Source organism: Paenibacillus alba, assembly GCF_013204855.1.
GTDB lineage: Bacteria > Bacillota > Bacilli > Paenibacillales > NBRC-103111 > Paenibacillus_E > Paenibacillus_E alba.
The window spans coordinates 465,938-485,980 of sequence record NZ_JABMKZ010000003.1 but is presented as its reverse complement, the minus strand read 5'-3'; the positions used below and the strand labels follow the sequence as shown (position 1 = coordinate 485,980).

The following is a 20,043-nucleotide window of genomic DNA, read 5'->3' as shown; positions in this document are numbered from 1 at the left end:
TCTAATACCTCCTCTTCCGATCCTTGATTTCTGCCAAAAATAATAAGTAATGATCATAACGAGAAGCCGCAATCGTCCCTTCGGCTACGCCATCACGAACCTTGCAATCAGGCTCATGCAAATGCAAGCAACCTCTGAATCGACAGCCTTCCGCTATCGCGGCGAATTCCCTGAAGCAGTCGCTAAGCCCCTCCGCTTCCACTTCCATGAAATCGAGTTGGCTGAAGCCCGGCGTATCTGCGACAAGGCCTCCGTTCGTTAGAGGCATTAGTTCCACATGTCTTGTCGTATGTTTCCCTCGCCCCAGCCGTTGCGAAATGGCATTCGTCTCCAAATTCAGACCGCTGATCATTTCATTCAACAACGAAGACTTGCCTACGCCCGACTGCCCGGCGAATACGCTGACCGCGCCATCCAAATGCTGGAGGATCGACTCCACGCCCTCATGCAGCTTCGAGCTCGTTTTTTGTATCGTGTAACCAATGCCCTCATACAGCTTGGTAATCCGTTCTAACTCCGCAACCGTCATGTCCTTGGCTCCGGAAGCGTCGCTGTCTGCTGTCAATAAATCGCTTTTGGTGAAGCACAGGAGCACGTCAATCCCGGTATTCTCAATATGAACGAGAAACTTGTCCAGCAATTGCAAATTCAAGACCGGCTCTGTGACCGAAAAGACCAGCACAACGAGATTCACATTCGCGATCGGAGGGCGAATCAACTCCGAAGTCCGAGGAAAGATCTCCGTGACGGTGCCTTCCCCATTCTCGGTCTCTTCGTACATCACACGATCCCCTACGAGCGGGGTAATATTTCTATTTTTGAAAACCCCCCGGCCGCGGCAAGTAATCGTATTCGCCGCGGCCAGCTCCGCCCCTTCGGGCAGTACATAGTAGTAACCGCTCAATGCTTTTGTAATCGTTCCTTGCGGCATTAATTTGTGCCTCCAGTAGGTGGTTTAGAGGCAGCACCGCCTGTTTGACCTTGCCCATTTCCATTGTTGCCAACCGGGATTGCCGGTCCGCTATTTTGTTGTTTGGGCGAAGGCGTAGGCGATGCCGTAGGGCTCGGCGATGCCGTTTTCCCACTCTTTTGATCCAAATAATCTTGATACGTGCGCGTGATAGAGTTAACCAGACTGTCGCCTTCTTTGATCAAGATGACGGCTTTTTTATCCGGAGAAACAATGACTTTGACATCCAAGTTCTGCGCCTTGGACACTTTTTCCGTTTTGTATTCGAAATTCTCATACTGAGCGTCGCTGACCACAATTTTGAACTCGGAATCCTTGCCTTCTGTCGTCGGCTTCACCGGAATGCTGACCGTTAATTGACCGGCATCTTCCGGCAAACCATCGCTGATCACCAAGGAAATCTCGTCACCGACAGAGGCATCCTGATTTTTGGTAAAAGGAAACTGTTGAATGACCTTGCCTTTGGCGACTTTATAGCTCTTCTCGCGCGTAATGCCATTCACAGCGACCTTAAGATTCAGCTTCGCAATCTGCGCCTTCGCTTCCGCTTCCGTCATGCCAACAAGATCAGGCATCTTAACCGTTTCCTTGGCTTTGCTGACGACAAATGTAATGGCTGCTTTGCCCAGTTCAAATTCGTCCCCAACAAGCGGCGTCTGCTTCAGAATTGTACCAGGAGCATCCTCGGTCGTCTCTTGAGTGAACGTAATCTGATCATCGGTGATACCAAGCGCTTGAAGCTTTAATTTGGCATCCTTGAGCAACTGTCCGACATAGCTCTCCATCTTGATTTTGGGAACGCCAGAACTAACATAAAGCGTCACTTTCGTCCCCACATTCATCCTCATCCCACTCGGATCTTGACGAATAACGGTGTCCTTAGCCAGCTTGCTGTCTTTGTCATATTCAACCGTCGAACCGAGCTTAACCGCCGTGAGTTCAGCTTGAGCCTGAATCAACGGTTTGTTAATCACATTCGGAACCTCCACGGTTTCAACGGCGAACATCCCTCTCACATACGTGACCATGTACCACATCCCACCCAGTACGATGAGCAGAACGGCAATCCAGATCAACGGCTTGGCCCATCCATTCCCTTTGGAAGGAGCTGATTCTTCGCGCAAAGCGGGCTTTTCCGGTTCGTCATCCTCGAACTTCGATAGTTGATCGGCACGGATCGCAGGCATCACCAACGTACGTTCTTCATCCATCCCATAAGCATCCCAGAAAGCAACCTTCGCTTCATTCCTGCGGTCCGGATTCAAACAGGTGTCCAAATCCTCCATCATGAGCTTCGCTGACTTGTAGCGTTCCTCGGGCTTTTTGCGCATGGCCTTCAAAATAATATTTTCCACGCTTTGCGGGATGAGCGGGTTCACCTTGCGAGGCTCTTCCACATCTTCCTGCAAATGCTTGAGCGCTACCGAAATCGGGCTTTCACCCAGAAAAGGCAGCTTGGCCGTCAACATTTGATACATGACGATACCCAGGGAATACAAATCGGATTTCTCGCCCGTATTCGTCCCTTTGGCATGCTCAGGTGAGAAATAGTGAACAGAACCAACAACCGATCCCGTTTGCGTAATGGTCGAGGAGGTTGCCGCACGCGCAATCCCGAAATCCGTCACTTTGGCCCGGCCATTTTTGCCGATCAAAATATTGTGCGGCTTAATATCCCGGTGGATGATTTCATTATGGTGGGCGTGATCAAGCGCATCGGCGATTTGACTCGCGAAATGAACGGCGTCTTCCACCTGAAGCGGGGCTTTTTCCTTGATTAAATCATTTAGCGTTTTGCCTTCTATGTATTCCATGACAATGTAATGCACGTCTTCTTCTTGTCCCACATCATAAATACTGACGACATTAGGATGAGAAAGGGAAGCGGCTGCTTGAGCTTCTCTGCGGAAACGACGAATGAACTCTTCGTCATGCACATACTGCTGGCGCAGCACCTTCACAGCCACTTTACGGTTTAATAAAAGATCATGCCCTTTGTAAACCAAAGCCATGCCGCCTCCGCCAATGCGCTCTAGGATCTCATAGCGGCCTCCAAGCTTTCTACCGATCAATTCTCATCACCCCTTTTTTCGTCCGAATCCTGATCATGTGCAAGTAAAATGACCGTTACATTGTCGTCTCCGCCTTCATCAAGCGCGCGTGCAATCAATTGTTCCGCAGCATCTTCCAATTTGGCATGAGATTTGACGATGCCCATAATGTCACTAGAGTCCACTAATCCGCTCAGACCATCGCTGCAAATCAGAATCGTGTCTCCCGGTCGCCAAGGGTATTCATAAAGATCCACCTCTACGCCTGGCTCTGTGCCAAGGGCCCGCGTAATCCAATTCCGCCTAGGATGATGATCCGCCTCTTCGATGGTAATCTGCCCGTTCTTCACGAGCTCATATACGAGCGAATGATCCTCTGTCAGCTGCGTGATCGCATCATCTGTTATTTTATAAGCACGGCTGTCGCCGATATGCCCGATAATAAGAAGCTCCTGCGAAGCTATAATAGCAACAACCGTCGTTCCCATCCCATGATAATTTTCCTGTCCTGAAGCAAACTCATAAATCTTCTCATTTGCATTCTCAATAGCTTCCTTCAGCACTTGCTTGCAAGCTTCTACGGACATTCCCCGGTGGATCAACTGCAACTGCTGTTGGATCATATCGATAGCCATTTGACTGGCGATATCACCAGCCTGATGTCCCCCCATACCATCAGCAACAATAGCCAAAGAAAGGCCACCCAACTCAGGTTGTATAGTGGCGCGGTCCTCATTCACTTGACGGACTTTACCGATATCAGTACGGCTTACCATCTTCATCCGGATTTCACCTCATTACTTGCTCTCCATATGCTTAGCGCGCAATTGCCCGCAGGCAGCTGCAATATCACTGCCTTGTTCACGGCGTATGGTGGCGTTAATTTTGCCCTTCTCAAGAATACGCTGGAAAGTGAAAATATCATCTCTAGGCGTACGTTTGAAATCCCGTTCAGCTACGAAATTCACAGGAATCAGGTTCACGTGGCTAAGCGGCATATCCTTCAGCACCAAGGCAAGCTCTTCAGCATGCTCCGGCTGGTCATTCACTTCTCCCATAAGGGCATACTCAAACGTGATGCGTCTGCCGGTTTTGGCAATATAATACTTGCAAGCTTCAATTAAATCAACGAAAGGAAATCTGCGATTTACCGGCATCAGCTTGGAACGAAGCTTATCGTTCGGCGCATGAATGGAAATCGCCAAATTCACTTGCAGATTCTCGTCAGCGAATTTGTAGATGTTCGGCACGATCCCGCTCGTCGATACCGTAATATGACGTTGTCCAATGTTTAGACCCTTCGGATGAATCATTACACGCAAGAAATTCATCGTCGCTTCATAATTCTCAAACGGCTCGCCGATTCCCATGATCACGATGGAAGAAATACGTTCCTCTGTTTCATCCAGCAGTTTCTGCGCTTTGACAACTTGAGCAACAATCTCCCCAGGTCTAAGATCCCTTTTGAGACCGCCCAGCGTAGAGGCGCAAAACGTACAGCCTACCCGGCAGCCTACCTGCGTAGTAACACAAATACTGTTGCCGTAGTTATGCTTCATGACAACCGTTTCAATCGCATTCTTATCTTCCAGCTCAAATAGAAACTTAACCGTACCATCTTGCGATTGATACTTGGCAATCTCGGTCAATGTTACAAATTCGAACTGATCCTTCAGCTTGTCGCGCAGCGTCTTCGGCAAATTCGACATCTCGTCAAAGCTGAACACACGCTTTATATACAGCCAGTCAAAAATTTGCCCGGCACGAAACGAGGATTCGCCGTTCTCTTTCACCCAGCTCTGCCACTCATCCCAATTCAAATCATACACAAACGGTTTCACATTCTCACTTACTTTGCTAATCATATTTATCACAACCTGTTGTTATTTGGTCTACTTTTTTGCTAATCTCATGTATTTTATCACAAAGCGGGCACGAACACACATCCTCATCTACAGCAGCTGCCAGTAAACGCGGAAAATGCCTTCGTTCCCATGTGGAATCGCGCCAAAATTCGCGAATGACCTGCGCAGTGGGCAGGTCATTCTTCATAAGTAGCTTATGCGTTCATGTCCCCATGCTAAGCACGCTTGCGCAGCCGAGCGATAAAGAAGCCATCCGAGTGGAACTGCTGCGGAAGGATTTGCACCATCCCAGCTGCCGCCGCTGCTGGATCAATGCTGGCAAAGCGATCCGCCGGCAGCGGATCGAGTTCGAATTCACTGTGGTCGGCGAGGAATCGCTCAACCATGCCGGCGTTCTCAGCGTGCTCAATCGTGCACGTGCTGTAGACCAGCACGCCGCCCGGCTTCAGCAGCCGATGCACGTGACTCAAGATACCGTACTGAAGCTCGCTGATTGCGTCGATTTCCGCTTCTTGCTTCGCCCACTTAAGATCTGGCTTGCGGCGAATGACCCCAAGGCCTGAGCAAGGCGCATCCAGCAGGATGCGGTCGAACGACTCCGCCGCAAAGTGCTCGTCCAGCTTCGCAGCATCCATCACCAGCGTCTGAATGGACGACAGTCCCAGACGCTCTGCTTGATCTGCGATCAGCTTCTGCTTGTGCTCATGCAGATCACAAGCCCAGATCTTGCCCGCATCGTCCATCTTCTCGGCGATGTGCGCGGTCTTGCCGCCAGGGGCGGCGCAGCAGTCCAGCACCGTCATGCCTGGACGCGGATCCAGAGCTTCGGCGACGAGCATCGAGCTCTCGTCTTGAATCGAGAAGTCCCCCTGCTGGAAGCCGGGGGTCAAAGCCATGTTCCCGGCCCCCTGCACAAGGATACCGGCCGGGGCCAGCTCTGACGCTTCCGCGCTGAGGCCGCTGCCCTGGAGCTGCTCCAGCAGCTCGGGGCGGCTGCGGCGCCTCGCGTTCGCGCGAATGCTCACGTGCGGCGGCTCGTTGTTCGCCGCACAGATCTGTTCCGTCAGCTCGGCGCCCAGCTGACGGATCCATCGGCGCACGAGCCACTCCGGATGGGAGTGGCCCAGCGCAATGCGCTTCACATCGCCGAGCGCAGCCGGCAATGTAAGCTCAGCTTTGCTGCGAATGATCGCGCGCAGCACGCCGTTGACCATGCCCGAGATGCCTTGATGGCCTCGGCGCTTCGCGATATTGACCGCTTCGCTCACGACCGCATGGTCGGGAATGCGGTCCAAATAATGCAGCTGATAGAAACTCAGCCGCAGCAAGCAGCGAACCCAGGGCTCCAGCTTGGCAAGCCCCTTGCTCACAAACCGTTCCAAGAAGAAATCAATCGTATTTCTCCGTCCAATGGTACCATACACAAGCTCTGTCGCCAGTCCCGCATCCGATCGTTCCAGTGCATGCTTTTGCAGGATCTGGTTCAGCAGCAAATTGCTGTACGCTTGATTCTCTTCCACCCGAATCAAGACATCCAGCGCCGCATCTCGGGCAGAATGCTTAACAGCGCTGCTCTTCGCAGCGCCTGAGGAAGATTTTGGCACCGAGGGCTTCCCAGCTCTCGGCGATTTCTGAAGTCCATGTTGCGGACGAGTTGGTTTTTCCGTTGACAAATCAACTACCTCATTTTTTGTTAAGTAATAATGAATTTAAGTCTAAGCCGCTATTCGTTCCCGCCGCCCAATACCGTTCCCGCTGCGATTTGCACGCCTCGAATAAATTCAGCAACGGGCATCGCCTTTTTGCCGGAAGGTTGAATGTGCGTCAGCCATAGCGTGCCTTCGCCAGTCATGACTTCAATGCCAAGCTCACTGCTGCCAAGGACAGTCCCCGGCGCAGGGGCATCGGCACCTAGCGCCAAACTTCTGCTTCTGGGCTCCGAAGCGCTCTTCGGGTTCGCGCTAGCCCATACCTTCATGACCTCGCCATTCCATAACGTATAAGCGCCTGGGAAAGGATTTAAGCCACGCACTTGATTCCAAAGCTCCACAGCAGAACGCGACCAGTCAATCAGCTCGTCCTCTCTGCGAATATTCGGTGAATAGACGGCATCAGCCTCATTTTGCACAACAGCCTGAATACGGCCAGCCAGTAAATCCGGCAATGTACGCTTCAAAAGATCAGCCCCAGCAAGGCTTAGCTTCTCGAACAAAGAGCCCGTCGTATCCGTATCTTCAATCGGAAGCTCCACTTTGGATATCATATCGCCGGTATCCAGACCAACAGCCATATACATAATCGTAACGCCAGTCACCGCTTCGCCCTGCATCACGGCATGATGAATCGGCGCTCCGCCACGATATTTGGGCAGCAGCGACGCATGAATATTAATGCAGCCGTATTGCGGCAGATCCAGCACCGCTTTGGGCAAAATTTGCCCATACGCAGCCGTTACAATCAAATCCGGCTTTAATTGACGCAAGACCTCAACAGAATCCGCTTCACGCAGCTTCACCGGCTGAAGCACAGGAATACCATGCTTCTCCGCTTCCACCTTCACCGGCGTCGGCGTCAGGACGCGTTTGCGTCCCTTCGGCCGATCCGGTTGCGTAACAACCGTTGTGACGTTGTAACCTTGCTCCAGCAGCGCTTGCAGGGATGGGACGGCAAAGTCCGGAGTGCCCATGAAAATAATATTCACTCGGCATCTTCCTCTTCATCGCTCGTATATGTTTTTGTTGCCAGATCGGTAAACAGAATACCATTCAGATGATCGATTTCGTGGAAAATACAACGAGCCAGCAATTCTGTACCCGTTACTTCAATCGGATTCCCGTTGCGATCTTGACCTTTCGCGGTCACATTCAACGGCCGAGTTACATCCCCGCGCAAACCAGGAATACTCAAGCAGCCTTCTGCCCCAATTTGTTCACCGTCGGAAGTGACCACTTCCGGATTGACCATTTCAATCAGTCCGCCGTGCTCTTCGCCGCAATCCATCACGATGACACGTTTGAGAATACCGATTTGGGGAGCAGCAAGACCTACCCCCTCTGCCTCATACATCGTATCAGCCATGTCGTTAAGCAATTTGTGCAGATTGGAGTTAAATTTGGTTACTGTGATCGCTTTTTCACGCAGCACAGGATCTGGATCTTTGACAATAATGCGAATAGCCATAATGTGCACCTACCTTTAAAAGTCTTCTCTATTTGGGGTTCCTTACATCAAATATTGCGGGTCAACATCCACGCTAATCTGCAGTTTCTCCTTCGCCGAGCGCTCCTCAAACCACGCTACGGTGCGACCTACAATGTCTGCAGCCTGATCTTCCCCACGATATTTTACCACGCATTGGAATCGATATCTATCTTTGATTCGGGAAATAGGCGATGCAACAGGCCCTAACACATCCATATGAAAGGAGGAATCCATTGATACCACATTCGCAAATAGATCCATCTGCTTGGTTGAATACTCCATAGCAATCTCTTTCAGCCTCGTTACAAAAGCTTCCGCAGACCGCACCAAGAGGGGAACGGACTCATGCGAAAAGGTGACCAAAATCAACCGCTGATACGGTGGATACCCTAAATTCGCCCGGATATCCAGCTCATGATTGGCAAAAGCAATATAATCATGCTGACTGGCATATTGCACGCTGTAATGCTCAGGGGTGTAGGTCTGGACAAATACTTCGCCCTGCTTTTCATGACGGCCTGCTCGTCCTGCCACCTGTGTCAACAGCTGAAAAGTGCGCTCTGCTGACCGAAAGTCGGGGATATTCAGCACGGTATCCGCCGCAATAACACCCACTAAGGTAACATCGGGGAAATCCAGCCCTTTGGCCACCATCTGCGTGCCTAAGAGGACATCGGCTTGCTTCTCCCGAAACATGGTCAGCCACTTTTCATGCGACCCTTTCTCCGTCGTCGTATCGACGTCCATCCGGATGACGCGAATGCCAGGGAAAATTTTACTGAGTTCCTCTTCCACACGCTGCGTTCCCGTCCCAAAGTGACGAATATGCTCGGACTGACAACTCGGGCACTGCGTCACTTCACGTTCCGCATAGCCGCAGTAATGACAGCGCAGCATCCGCGAGCTTTGATGATACGTCAGCGAAATGTCGCAATGCGGACATGAGGAAACGAAGCCGCATGTGCGGCACATCACGAATGTCGCATAGCCGCGCCGATTCAAGAGCAAAACAATCTGTTCCTTCTTTTGTAACCGATCTTCGATCGCTTTATACAAGGACCTGCTAAACATGGAGCGATTGCCGTTCTTAAGCTCCTCGCGCATATCGACAATAGCAACCGGCGGCATCGGCCTGTTGGCCACGCGTTCCCGCATCGTGAGCAATCGGAAAGGAGGCTTTTCTCGATCTCGGCGGCGCTTTGTCAGCTCGATGCTTTCCAGCGAAGGGGTCGCTGAGCCGAGTACCACCACCGCGTTTTGCTGCTTTGCCCTTTGCACCGCAACATCCCGGGTATGATATTTAGGGCTTTCCTCCTGCTTATAGGAGGACTCGTGTTCTTCATCAATAATAATAAGTCCAATTTGGGTAAAAGGAGCAAATATCGCGGAACGAGCGCCGATCACAACCTTCACTTGCTTCCGCGTTATTTTACGCCATTCATCATAACGTTCGCCATTTGATAGACGACTGTGCAGGACAGCGACCAAATCGCCGAATCGTCCTTTAAAACGCTCTACCATTTGTGGTGTCAATGAAATTTCCGGAACAAGCACAATCGCTTCTTTGCCCATATCCAGGCATTGCTGAATCGATTGCAGATAGACCTCGGTTTTACCGCTCCCCGTAACCCCGTGCAGCAGGAACACTTCATTCCTCTCAGCCGCTACGGCATCGCGGATTTCCGTGAAGACACCGGTCTGCTCTTCTGTTAACGGAAGCGGCTTGGTCCGTGCAAAAGCACGACCCGCATAAGGGTCGCGCATCACCTCAACCTCGCGCAGCTCGATCCAGCCGCGATCGGCCAAGCTTTTGACCGTACTCGCCCCGACCTCAATCGTTTCCATCAAGGCGGTCAGCCGAATCGCATGCGGATGCTCCAGCAGATAGCGCAGCACATCCTTTTGCTTGTTCGCTCTGGCAGGAAGCTCAAGCAGAGCCTCTTCCAAGCCCAATCCGCCGGCCGGAGGAAACACCGTCAGCGCCTTCTTCGTGTTCATACGGTCTTTGACCTTCTGTTCCTCCGTAAGGATGCCGGCGCTGAGCAATTGTTTGATTAAAGCCCCTTCGCTCGCGAAACGCTCCATCAAGGCGTCCATCGAAAGCGATCCTTTGGACTTGACAAAGCGAACAATTTCTTGGAGATCTGACATCTCCAGCAGCGCTTGCTCACCAGACTCCTCGCCAACCCCAATCATGCGCTCATATTTCGCTTTGAGCGCAGCAGGCAGCATCGCTTGCAGCGCCGTAACTTCATGACACAAATACATGCGGCTGACCCATCTGCCGAGCATGACGAGTTCTTCTGTGAGCGGAGGCACCAAATCCAGGACGTTCAGAATTGGTTTAATCCGCTTAACATCCACCTGCGTGTCCGCGTGCAGCTCAACGACGAAGCCCTGCAGCACCCGGGGGCCAAAAGGCACGCCTACCCGACTGCCGACTTCCACCCATTTGGTTAACGAGGCTGGAACTTCATAGTCGAATGCACGGTTCGTTTGCTTCGCAGGGACATCGACAATCACTTTAGCGTACATCTGCGTTCCTCGCTGCGGCCGGCATACGATCGGCTGCCAGCTCAAGCAGTCTGCGCGCCACATCTTTTTTGCTTTGAATAGGCAGAGCTTCTACAAGCCCATTACGATCATAAATACGTACCACATTCGTATCTCCGCTAAAGCCCGCACCTTCTTGAGAGACATCGTTGCCAACGATGAGATCGCAATTTTTACGGCTCAGCTTGTCCATGGCATGCTCATCCAACGCTTCTGTTTCTGCCGCAAAACCGACGACAAACTGATGCTTTTTCAAAGTGCCGATTTCCTGGAGAATATCGGGGTTTTTAATCAGCTCCAGCGTGAGCGAGTCCGATTTCTTTTTTATTTTTTGTTCGGCAACGACCGCTGGACGATAATCCGCTACGGCAGCCGCTTTAACGATAAGATGACTGGCCTCCAAACGGGACAAAACGGCTTCCCGCATGTCCAGCGCGGATTGAATGCGCACAATCTCCACGCCGCAAGGCACAGGCAAAGCCGAAGGACCGGAAACCAGCGTCACCTTAGCCCCCATGCGCACCGCTTCTTCTGCGATGGCGTAGCCCATTTTGCCTGAAGAATCATTCGTAATGTAACGAACCGGATCAATGCGTTCCACAGTGCCTCCGGCGGTCACAAGGACATGCTGGCCCTCTAAGCGTCCAGGCTCTCCCTGAAAATGACGCTCTACCGCAGCAAATATTTCCTCCGGCTCTGCCAGCCGTCCTTTGCCCACATAACCGCAAGCGAGCTGCCCTTCTCCTGGTTCAATAAAACGCACCCCGCGACTTAACAGTGTCTGCATATTCGTCTGTACAGCCGGATTCGCATACATATGCACGTTCATCGCAGGTGCGATCCAAATTGGAGCCATCGTTGCAAGCAGCGTGGTGCTCAGCATATCGTCGCCAAGCCCAAGTGCCAGCTTGCCGATCGTGTTCGCTGTTGCGGGAGCTATGAGCACCAGATCGGCACTGTCCGCCAAGTTGATATGTGAAACTACGGAAGGGTCCTTCTCATCGAAGGTATCCACGAAAACATGATGACGGGACAGCGTTTGAAACGTTAACGGCGCCACGAATTGAACAGCAGATTTGGTCATAATGACACGAACCACAGCGCCTGCTTGCGTCAACTTGCTAGTCAGCGCAGCAGCTTTATAAGCGGCGATGCCTCCGCATACGCCAAGTACAATCGTTTTACCCTGCAATACACTCATCGAATTCCCCTTTCTTCGCACCATTTGAGAAAAAAATAACAACCACTAGGGTTGTTGGGTAAAGCAATTATTTCTGATATTTCTCTGTTTCTGTCGTCTCGATCTTCTCGTAGCCGATGTAATGTCCGTAAAGTTCTTCTAACGCAACACCCACGTGCTTGTGAGCCTTTTGGTTTTTCAAATCTGATTTCGCGCCGTCGCGTAGCGATCTCGCTCTTTTGGAAGCTGCAACCACTAACGAATACTTGCTGTCCACGATATCAAGCAGTTTATCAATTGAAGGATATAACATTCAATTCACCTCATCCATCCATTGTACGATTTTTGGATACATTCGCTCTTTTTTGCAATGCTCAGCTGCCAGAATCGCCTGTATTTTGGCGCATGCCGTTTCTACATGATCATTCACAATCGCATAATCATAGTGTTCCATTAAACGGATCTCGTCAATCGCGACCGACATGCGGCTGCGAATCACTTCGTCTGTTTCCGTCCCACGGGTAACAATGCGGTTCTCAAGCTCATCTAGGGAAGGCGGCAATAAGAAGATGAAAACACCTTCTGAGAACTTTTGTTTAACTTGCAAAGCCCCCTGGACTTCAATCTCCAAGATCACATCTTTGCCGGAGCGCAGCGTTTCTTCTACAAAACGTCTCGGAGTACCGTAGAAATTATCTACGTATTCCGCCCATTCGAGCACTTCATCCGTGTCGATCAACTGCTGGAATTGTTCCCGCGTTTTGAAGAAATAGTTGACGCCATCCACTTCACCCTGTCTAGGAGATCGGGTTGTTGCTGATACCGAATAAACAATATCCGGAGAAATCTTACGCAGTGCCGCGCAAACTGTGCCTTTGCCGACACCGGAAGGACCGGAAAGTACAATCAGAATACCTCTCTCACGCTCAAGAGTGTTCGTATTACTCGTCATGATCATCGTCCTTGTTGGAAAGTCTATGTGCTACCGTCTCTGGTTGTACTGCCGACAAAATTACATGATCGCTGTCCGTAATAATGACGGCACGGGTTCTTCTACCATACGTAGCGTCAATCAGCATGTGACGATCACGTGCTTCTTGAATGATCCTCTTAATCGGAGCCGATTCCGGACTCACAATTGAGATAATGCGGTTCGCTGATACGATGTTGCCGAACCCGATATTAATTAATTTGATAGCCATTAGGGCTTCCTCCTCGCGAAGCTTCATGCCGCTTCACTCGATATTCTGTATTTGTTCCCGCATTTTCTCAAGCTCTGCTTTCATCGTAATGACCCTAGCCGTAGGCTCCGAGTGGTTCGACTTAGACCCAATTGTATTCACTTCCCGATTCATTTCTTGAATCAAGAAGTCCAATTTGCGTCCAACAGGCTCCTGGTCTGTGAGCAATTGATCACATTGCCCAAAATGACTTTTCAATCGAGTCAATTCCTCATCTACATTCGAACGATCTGCGAATATCGCAATTTCTGTCGCTAGACGCTGCCCATCCACAGGCGTCTGATCCTGCAGCAGAGACTGAATTCTACTCGTCATCTTAGCCGCGTATTCTTGAACCACCTGCGGTGCCAAAGCTTCTAACTCCACATGAATCCGCTTCAGTTCCATCAGGCGTTCACGAATATCTTGCTCCAGAAATGCGCCTTCGCGAAGCCGCATGTCAGATAACCTGGAAACGGCTTCCTGCAAGCAGGCGCACAATTCCTCTTCAATCTCTTTGTCAGGTTCCTTGCGCGACTCTTTCATTTGAACGAGATCAGGAAGTCTTAATAATTCTTTGAGCCCGACCTGCTCGGCATATCCATAGCGCTCCTTCAACTGCTCAGCAGCCTGCAAATAGGCATCTGCCAGCGCAAAGTCAACCGTCACGCTCTTCATGGAAGCCGCCTCACGTTCCGCCGTGATGAAGACGTCTACACGTCCTCGCTTTACGGCTTGCAGCACCGTTTTCTTCAAAGCGTCTTCAAAGACCGCCCATTCCTTAGGCAAGCGAATCGACACTTCACTATACCTATGATTGACCGATTTCACATCGATAAACACATTGTATCCGGCAAAAGAACGATTCGCTTGTCCGAATCCGGTCATACTGCAAATCATCCTAATCACATCCATTACCCTATTTTAATTCATTTTGAAAGTGGGTACAAGTGGAAATCATGACGATTCGACTTTTCCCATACGTATTTGGTCAAATCTACGCACATCTCATAGGCCAGAAACGGGGTCATCAGATAGATCCCGTTAAAGTATGGCATGGCTGCATCGAGCAGCTCTTTGGCAATCTCCACACCCATTGCGCGCCCTTCAGGACCCTTGAGTCCATCCATGCGTGCCCTGACTTCATCGGATAACCGAATACCCGGAACCTCGTTATGCAAATACTCCGCGTTCCCTCCGCTCGCAAGCGGGGCAATCCCGATGAAAACCGGAATATCCAAATGTTTGGTCGCTTCATAAATCTGCTCGATCAGCTTCGCATCGTAAACCGGCTGCGTCATAATGTAATCGGCGCCTGCCTCGATTTTGCGTTCCAAGCGCTGAACCGCTTTATCCAAATGCTTCACATTCGGATTAAAGGCAGCACCAACAACGAAGTTGGCCTTCTGCTTTAGCGGCTTGCCGGAGAAGGCAATGCCTTCGTTCAGCTGTTTAATCATCCGAATGATCTCGAATGAGGTCAGATCGTACACCGAGCTGGACCCGGGGAGATCGCCAAATTTGGCGGGATCGCCGGTCACGGCCAGCACATGGTCAATGCCGAGCGCGTGAAGACCCATCAGATGGGACTGTGTCCCAATCATGTTGCGGTCGCGGCACGCGATGTGAATCAGCGGACGCGCGCCCAGTTTATCCTGCACAAGGTAGCCGAGGGCCAGGTTGCTCATGCGCGTCACCGCCAGTGAATTGTCGGCCATCGTAATGGCGTCGACATGGGCATCCTGCAGGGCCTTCGAGCCCTGCATAAATTTCTCGATGTCGAGATCCCGCGGGGGATCCAGCTCGACGATGACGGTTTTGCGCTGCTTGACGATTTCAAGCAGCGAGGGCTTGCTGGCCGGCGGCGCGGGCTTCGCCGGCGCAGGCTCGATCACGCGCACGTCCCGCGCGGGGACGGCCGTGCCGGGCGCAGCCGGCACATAGCCCTGCAGCGCCTTGGCGACGGCGGCGATGTGCTCCGGCGTGGTGCCGCAGCAGCCGCCGATGATGCGCGCGCCGAGATCGGCGAAGCGCATCGCGCTTTCGGCGAAGTACTGCGGCGTCGCCGCATAGGTATAGTGCCCGTCCACGTAGTCGGGCAGCCCCGCGTTCGGGAACGCGGAGAACGGCACGCCCGCGAGCGGAGCCAGCTTCTCGAGTGATCGGAGAATCCCGTTAGGGCCAACACGGCAGTTAAAGCCGATGACGTCTGCCCCCTCATCGCGCAGCCGCAGGAAAGCTTCCTGCAGCGGCACGCCGTCCTGCGTGCTTCCTGTGCCTTCATTCGCAAACTGACAAATCACAGGCAAGCTGCTCATGCTCCGAATGATCCGCAGCGCAAGCTGAAGTTCCTCCAGATCATAGAACGTTTCCAGCAAGAGTCCATCCACAGGCGAGTCCAGTAGAACACCAATCTGCTCGCGTAGTGAATCCTCAACATCAGCGGTACGAACATTCTTACGTTTGCCTGCGCGAATGGAACCAATCGCCCCTACGACATAAGCGTCGTCACCGACAGCTTTCCTTGCAAGCTCAACCCCAGCACGGTTGATGGCTTCTACATCGCCTTCAAGTCCGTATTTCGATAATTTCTCGCGGTTCGCCGAGAAGGTATTCGTTTCAATAAGACGAGCACCTGCCTCGAAATAGCGGCGGTGCACGTCGGCAACCGTTTCCGGTCTGAGCAAATTCAATTCTTCATATGAAATGCCCACCGGAAATCCCATCTGATATAAATAAGTCCCCATTGCGCCGTCACCAGTTATAATTTCCTGCTGCAGCGCCGTGCGAAGATCCAATTTCATGATAAACTCCCCATTTACTAAAAAATGTAGTTATACTGTATCATAAAATAAGGGAGATATTAAGGAAAACGTTTATCAATAATTTTGATACATAAGAGCCCTTAGGATACTCGCCTGCTTATTTCACAATCGTTCCCGTATATACTTCTACAGCCGGTCCTGTCATATAGACGTGATTATCCGCTTCATTCCATTCGATAAACAAGTCCCCGCCCTTCAAGGAAACGGTTGCCTCACGGTCTGTCAAGCCATTTAGGACAGAAGAAACCAGCGTTGCGCAAGCCCCTGTTCCGCAAGCAAGCGTCGGACCCGCGCCTCTTTCCCAAACACGCATATCCGTATAGCTCCGATTTCTCACCGTAACAAATTCGACATTGATTTTGCGCGGAAACATCGGATGCACTTCAAGCTTCGGTCCCCATGCCGCGAGGTCAAAATTCACTGCATCGTCTACATAGATAACACAGTGCGGATTCCCCATCGAAACGGCCGTAAAATGAAACTCTCTGCCGTCTACCTCAATCGGATGATGAATCACTTGATCTTCATCTATCGTAGTCGGTACCTGAAGACCGTTCAGAATAGGCTGACCCATATCCACGCGAACCGTTGACACCTTGCCATCCTTCAAGTTGAGCTGCACCTTTTGCACACCGGCACCCAGCGTTTCAACCGTAATCTCTGTTTTATCAATTAACCCATGGTCAAAGACATATTTGGACACACACCGAATCGCGTTGCCGCATTGCTCGGCTTCAGAACCGTCAGAGTTAATAATTCGCATTTTGAAATCTGCATTCTCCGAAGGGAGTATATAAACTAAGCCGTCGGCGCCAATACCGAAGAAGCGATTGCAGTGCCGGATGGCCAGCTGATCAACATCTGCCGGTAATTCTTGTTCACCCGCTATAACGATAAAATCGTTGCCTAGACCATGCAATTTTGAGAAATTCATTGTTTTCAGCACTCCAAGCATCTGTTTTAGCCATTATCATAGCGTAAAAATGCACAAATGCATAGCCCTTTCCCCTGTATTCGGCGATTATCTCCTCTTCTCGTGATCACATGAGTCAGAGGGCTAGCGCCCCTAGCCGGCACATCATCCAGCCTCAAGCCTCCCTTCCCACCCCCCTATGTCAGCCTATTTTGCAGTGCCTATCCGATCCAAATGCCGTACGCAAAAAAGCCGCCATAGGCAGCTTTCCGCACTTCGCTGTTTATCTAAAACTAGGCTTGGATGATTTATACGCGGTAGAACGAGAGCTTTTGCTGCGCTTAGGTGACAAGACACTGCCCAGACCCATCAAGAATGTAGGGATGCCGGCGGCGATAAGCACCAGAATCCAGTCCTTCCAGCCAAGCGGTACCGTTTTGAAAATCGGCTGCAGTGCTTCTACGTACATGACAAGAAGCATCAGAACGAGTGAGGATAACACCGCAAAAACCAAATACCGATTTTGCAGCGGATTGCGGTGAAAAATCGAGCGAGAACTGCGGCAGTCGAACACATGGATAAGCTGCGCCATAACGAGCGTGGCAAAAGCAACGCTTTGTGCCTTCAACAACGTATCCGCATCTGTAGGATTGACTCGCAGGACGAGCCAGAAAGCCCCTAATGTACAGACACCGATGAGAAGACCCCTGGAAATAATTTTCCATCCCAAACGTCTTGCGAAAATATTTTCCTTCGCGGAACGCGGTTTATGCTGCATCAAATCTTTCTCCGCCTGATCTACGCCAAGCGCCATGGCCGGAAGGCCGTCTGTCACCAGATTCACCCACAAAATCTGAATAGGCACAAGCGGCAGCGGAAGTCCCGCCATCATGGCGATAAACATCGTCATAATTTCTCCAACATTGGAAGCGAGCAGGTAACGAATGAATTTGCGGATATTTTCATAAATACCTCGTCCCTCTTCAATCGCTGCCACAATCGTGGAGAAATTGTCGTCGCTAAGAATAAGCGAGGATGCTTCCTTGGATACATCCGTCCCCGTGATCCCCATTGCGATACCGATATCTGCTGCTTTAATCGCCGGCGCATCGTTCACGCCATCCCCTGTCATGGCGACGACATGTCCATTGCGCTGCAAAGCTTTGACGATCCTCAGCTTATGTTCCGGAGAAACCCTTGCGTAAACATACGTATCGTTGACTTTGGCATCAAGCTCATCGTCCGACAGCTGAGCGATCTGCTGCCCGCTCATGCTGACCCCATTGGCCGGGATCATGCCCAGCTGTTTGGCAATCGCCTCTGCGGTTGTTTGATGGTCGCCTGTGATCATCACCGTCTTGATACCTGCCTTGCGGCATTTGGAAATGGCATCACGCACTTCTTTGCGCGGAGGATCAATCATGCCTGTCAGTCCAACAAAAATCAAACTATGTTCTACATCCTCATGATCTTCATAGCGGTCGCTGCTCTTAATCTCCTTGTAAGCAATCCCCAGCACCCGCAAGGCTGATTTGGCCATCCCTTCATTGGCAGCAATGACCTTCTGCTTGAGCGTCGGAGTGAAAGGAATCACTTTGCCCTCCCACAGAATGTAACTGCAATGCTGGAGCAGAACATCAGGTGCTCCTTTGGTACAAGCCATGCGGCCATTCTCCGAGCTGACGAGAACAGACATGCGCTTGCGGTCCGAGTCGAAAGGAAATTCGGCAACCCGCTTGTAGGTCTCGCTGAGCGACTGCTGGGTAATGCCGCTTTTGGCACTAAGAACGACCAAAGCCCCTTCGGTCGGATCCCCTTTAATACTCCAAACTGAAACGGCGCTGTCCTCCTTGCCCTTCTTCCGCTTGGACTCCTGCTTCTCTTCATAAAGGATCGCATTATTACAAAGCACGGATACCTGCAGCAATTTGTTCAAGGAAACGTGTTTAGCGACGTCCGCATTTTGACCGCCTAATTGAATGCTTCCAACCGGCGTGTAGCCGTCCCCTGTCACTTCCATCACATCGCCGCCTACCCATAAGTGGGTAACGGTCATTTTGTTTTGCGTCAGCGTGCCTGTCTTATCGGAGCATATAACCGAGGCGCAGCCCAGCGTTTCCACGGAAGGCAGCTTTCTGACAATCGCTTTGCGCTTGATCATCCGTTGTACGCCAAGTGCGAGTGCTATCGTTACAATCGCCGGCAGTCCTTCTGGAATGGCCGCAACCGCTAAGCTGACTCCTGCCAGGAACATCGCATAAGGCGGTTGTCCATGCATAATACCTGCTACGACAACTAATATCGTTAAAGCGATCGCGACGATAATTAAAATTTTGCCAAGCTGCTCCAGTCGGTGCTGCAGCGGTGTTTCCATCGACTCTGTATTCTGGATCAAGTCGGCGATTTTCCCCATCTCCGTGTCCATTCCGATGCGGACAACAACCGCTTTGGCCGTTCCGCGCGAAACCATAGTGCCCATGAAGCCCAAGTTTCGCTGATCTCCCAGCGGAACCTCGTCAAGTGGAATGGCCGAAGTTACTTTGCCGACAGCGACCGATTCCCCGGTAAGCGCCGACTCTTCGATGTAGACGCCATTCGTCTCCAGGAAGCGCACATCTGCCGGAACACGGTCACCGCTTTCCAGCAGAATAATGTCTCCGGGAACCAAATCACGAGCGGGTATTTGATGAACTGCCCCTTCCCTCCACACATTCGAATTCGGGGCTGACAGTTCTTTGAGTGCACGCAAGGAGCGTTCCGCACGAAATTCTTGGGTAAAGCCTAATACCGCATTCATCACAATGATGACAACAATCGTAATGGCATCCAAATATTCGCCTAACAAACCTGAAATCAGGGTCGCCCCCAATAGGACCAGCACCATGAAATCTTTAAATTGATTTAAAAGCAGCGTAATCGGAGACACACGATGCCCTTCTGACAGCTCATTACGACCTATCTCCGCCTGCCGCTTCCAAGCTTCTTCCCAGGGCAATCCTTGCTGCGCATTCACCTGCTGCGACTGCAGGACTTCCTCCGACGTCAACTGGTACCACTTATTCTGACTCATCCGCCCTTCTCCCTCCCACTTCCCACTTGTTCAAACCAATCACTCATACGTAAATGTATTCAGACAAGCCGGAAAATATCCCTGAAATCATCTTTCCCGGTGGCGGGCACTTAAGTTTTTGTGTAAAGTATGGCATCATAGAGGTTAGCACAAGTTTTTAAACACGGAGCTAATGGGGATGTCATCGTATATCGC

General features: G+C 51.2%; 16 protein-coding genes. All 16 read right to left on the bottom strand.

Annotation, left to right across the window (positions count from 1 at the left end; all coding sequences use genetic code 11):
* Position 1 precedes the first annotated feature (1 nt).
* The 16 genes from rsgA to HQN90_RS05670 all read right to left on the bottom strand — a co-directional run bounded on the left by rsgA (position 2) and on the right by HQN90_RS05670 (position 19,848).
* Positions 2–931, bottom strand: coding sequence for a ribosome small subunit-dependent GTPase A (rsgA, locus tag HQN90_RS05745; protein WP_173216854.1), 930 nt, complete (start codon positions 929–931; stop codon positions 2–4).
* On the bottom strand, positions 931–3,042 hold the full coding sequence (gene pknB / locus HQN90_RS05740) for a Stk1 family PASTA domain-containing Ser/Thr kinase (protein WP_173216853.1): 2,112 nt from the start codon (positions 3,040–3,042) through the stop codon (positions 931–933). Before pknB ends, rsgA begins: the two co-directional genes overlap by 1 nt.
* Entirely contained in the window at positions 3,039–3,803 is a 765-nt protein-coding gene (locus tag HQN90_RS05735; protein WP_173216852.1) for a Stp1/IreP family PP2C-type Ser/Thr phosphatase, read from the bottom strand. The genes pknB and HQN90_RS05735 overlap by 4 nt, the downstream gene beginning before the upstream one ends.
* Before the next feature lie 15 nt (positions 3,804–3,818).
* Positions 3,819–4,886 (bottom strand): dual-specificity RNA methyltransferase RlmN, encoded by a 1,068-nt coding sequence (rlmN, locus tag HQN90_RS05730; protein ID WP_079416227.1) that lies wholly within the window; start codon positions 4,884–4,886, stop codon positions 3,819–3,821.
* Between the two features lie 215 nt (positions 4,887–5,101).
* Positions 5,102–6,490 carry a 16S rRNA (cytosine(967)-C(5))-methyltransferase RsmB gene (gene rsmB / locus HQN90_RS05725; protein ID WP_338042286.1) on the bottom strand — a complete coding sequence of 463 codons (1,389 nt, stop codon included), beginning with the start codon at positions 6,488–6,490 and terminating at the stop codon, positions 5,102–5,104.
* Between the two features lie 119 nt (positions 6,491–6,609).
* Positions 6,610–7,587: a methionyl-tRNA formyltransferase gene (gene fmt, locus HQN90_RS05720; protein ID WP_244209169.1), complete on the bottom strand. Its 978-nt coding sequence runs from the start codon at positions 7,585–7,587 to the stop codon at positions 6,610–6,612.
* Positions 7,584–8,066 carry a peptide deformylase gene (def, locus tag HQN90_RS05715; protein ID WP_079416231.1) on the bottom strand — a complete coding sequence of 161 codons (483 nt, stop codon included), beginning with the start codon at positions 8,064–8,066 and terminating at the stop codon, positions 7,584–7,586. The genes fmt and def overlap by 4 nt, the downstream gene beginning before the upstream one ends.
* A gap of 42 nt (positions 8,067–8,108) precedes the next feature.
* Positions 8,109–10,622: a primosomal protein N' gene (gene priA / locus HQN90_RS05710; RefSeq protein ID WP_173216850.1), complete on the bottom strand. Its 2,514-nt coding sequence runs from the start codon at positions 10,620–10,622 to the stop codon at positions 8,109–8,111.
* Positions 10,612–11,841, bottom strand: coding sequence for a bifunctional phosphopantothenoylcysteine decarboxylase/phosphopantothenate--cysteine ligase CoaBC (gene coaBC / locus HQN90_RS05705; protein WP_173216849.1), 1,230 nt, complete (start codon positions 11,839–11,841; stop codon positions 10,612–10,614). The genes priA and coaBC overlap by 11 nt, the downstream gene beginning before the upstream one ends.
* A 67-nt stretch (positions 11,842–11,908) precedes the next feature.
* A complete protein-coding gene (gene rpoZ / locus HQN90_RS05700) occupies positions 11,909–12,133 on the bottom strand; it encodes a DNA-directed RNA polymerase subunit omega (protein ID WP_079416237.1) in 225 nt (74 codons plus the stop codon).
* Positions 12,134–12,772, bottom strand: coding sequence for a guanylate kinase (gene gmk / locus HQN90_RS05695; RefSeq protein ID WP_079416239.1), 639 nt, complete (start codon positions 12,770–12,772; stop codon positions 12,134–12,136).
* Positions 12,762–13,022, bottom strand: a complete 261-nt coding sequence (remA, locus tag HQN90_RS05690) for an extracellular matrix/biofilm regulator RemA (protein ID WP_009672664.1) — start codon at positions 13,020–13,022, stop codon at positions 12,762–12,764. Before remA ends, gmk begins: the two co-directional genes overlap by 11 nt.
* A 33-nt stretch (positions 13,023–13,055) precedes the next feature.
* Positions 13,056–13,940, bottom strand: coding sequence for a YicC/YloC family endoribonuclease (locus HQN90_RS05685; RefSeq protein ID WP_173216848.1), 885 nt, complete (start codon positions 13,938–13,940; stop codon positions 13,056–13,058).
* A 29-nt stretch (positions 13,941–13,969) separates the two neighbouring features.
* The gene (locus HQN90_RS05680; protein ID WP_173216847.1) at positions 13,970–15,844 is read right to left on the bottom strand and encodes a bifunctional homocysteine S-methyltransferase/methylenetetrahydrofolate reductase; all 1,875 of its coding nucleotides are present in this window, start codon (positions 15,842–15,844) and stop codon (positions 13,970–13,972) included.
* A 118-nt stretch (positions 15,845–15,962) separates the two neighbouring features.
* Positions 15,963–16,799, bottom strand: a complete 837-nt coding sequence (dapF, locus tag HQN90_RS05675; RefSeq protein WP_173216846.1) for a diaminopimelate epimerase — start codon at positions 16,797–16,799, stop codon at positions 15,963–15,965.
* Positions 16,800–17,061: 262 nt separating this feature from the next.
* Positions 17,062–19,848 (bottom strand): calcium-translocating P-type ATPase, SERCA-type, encoded by a 2,787-nt coding sequence (locus HQN90_RS05670; protein ID WP_173216845.1) that lies wholly within the window; start codon positions 19,846–19,848, stop codon positions 17,062–17,064.
* Between the last annotated feature and the right edge of the window lie 195 nt (positions 19,849–20,043).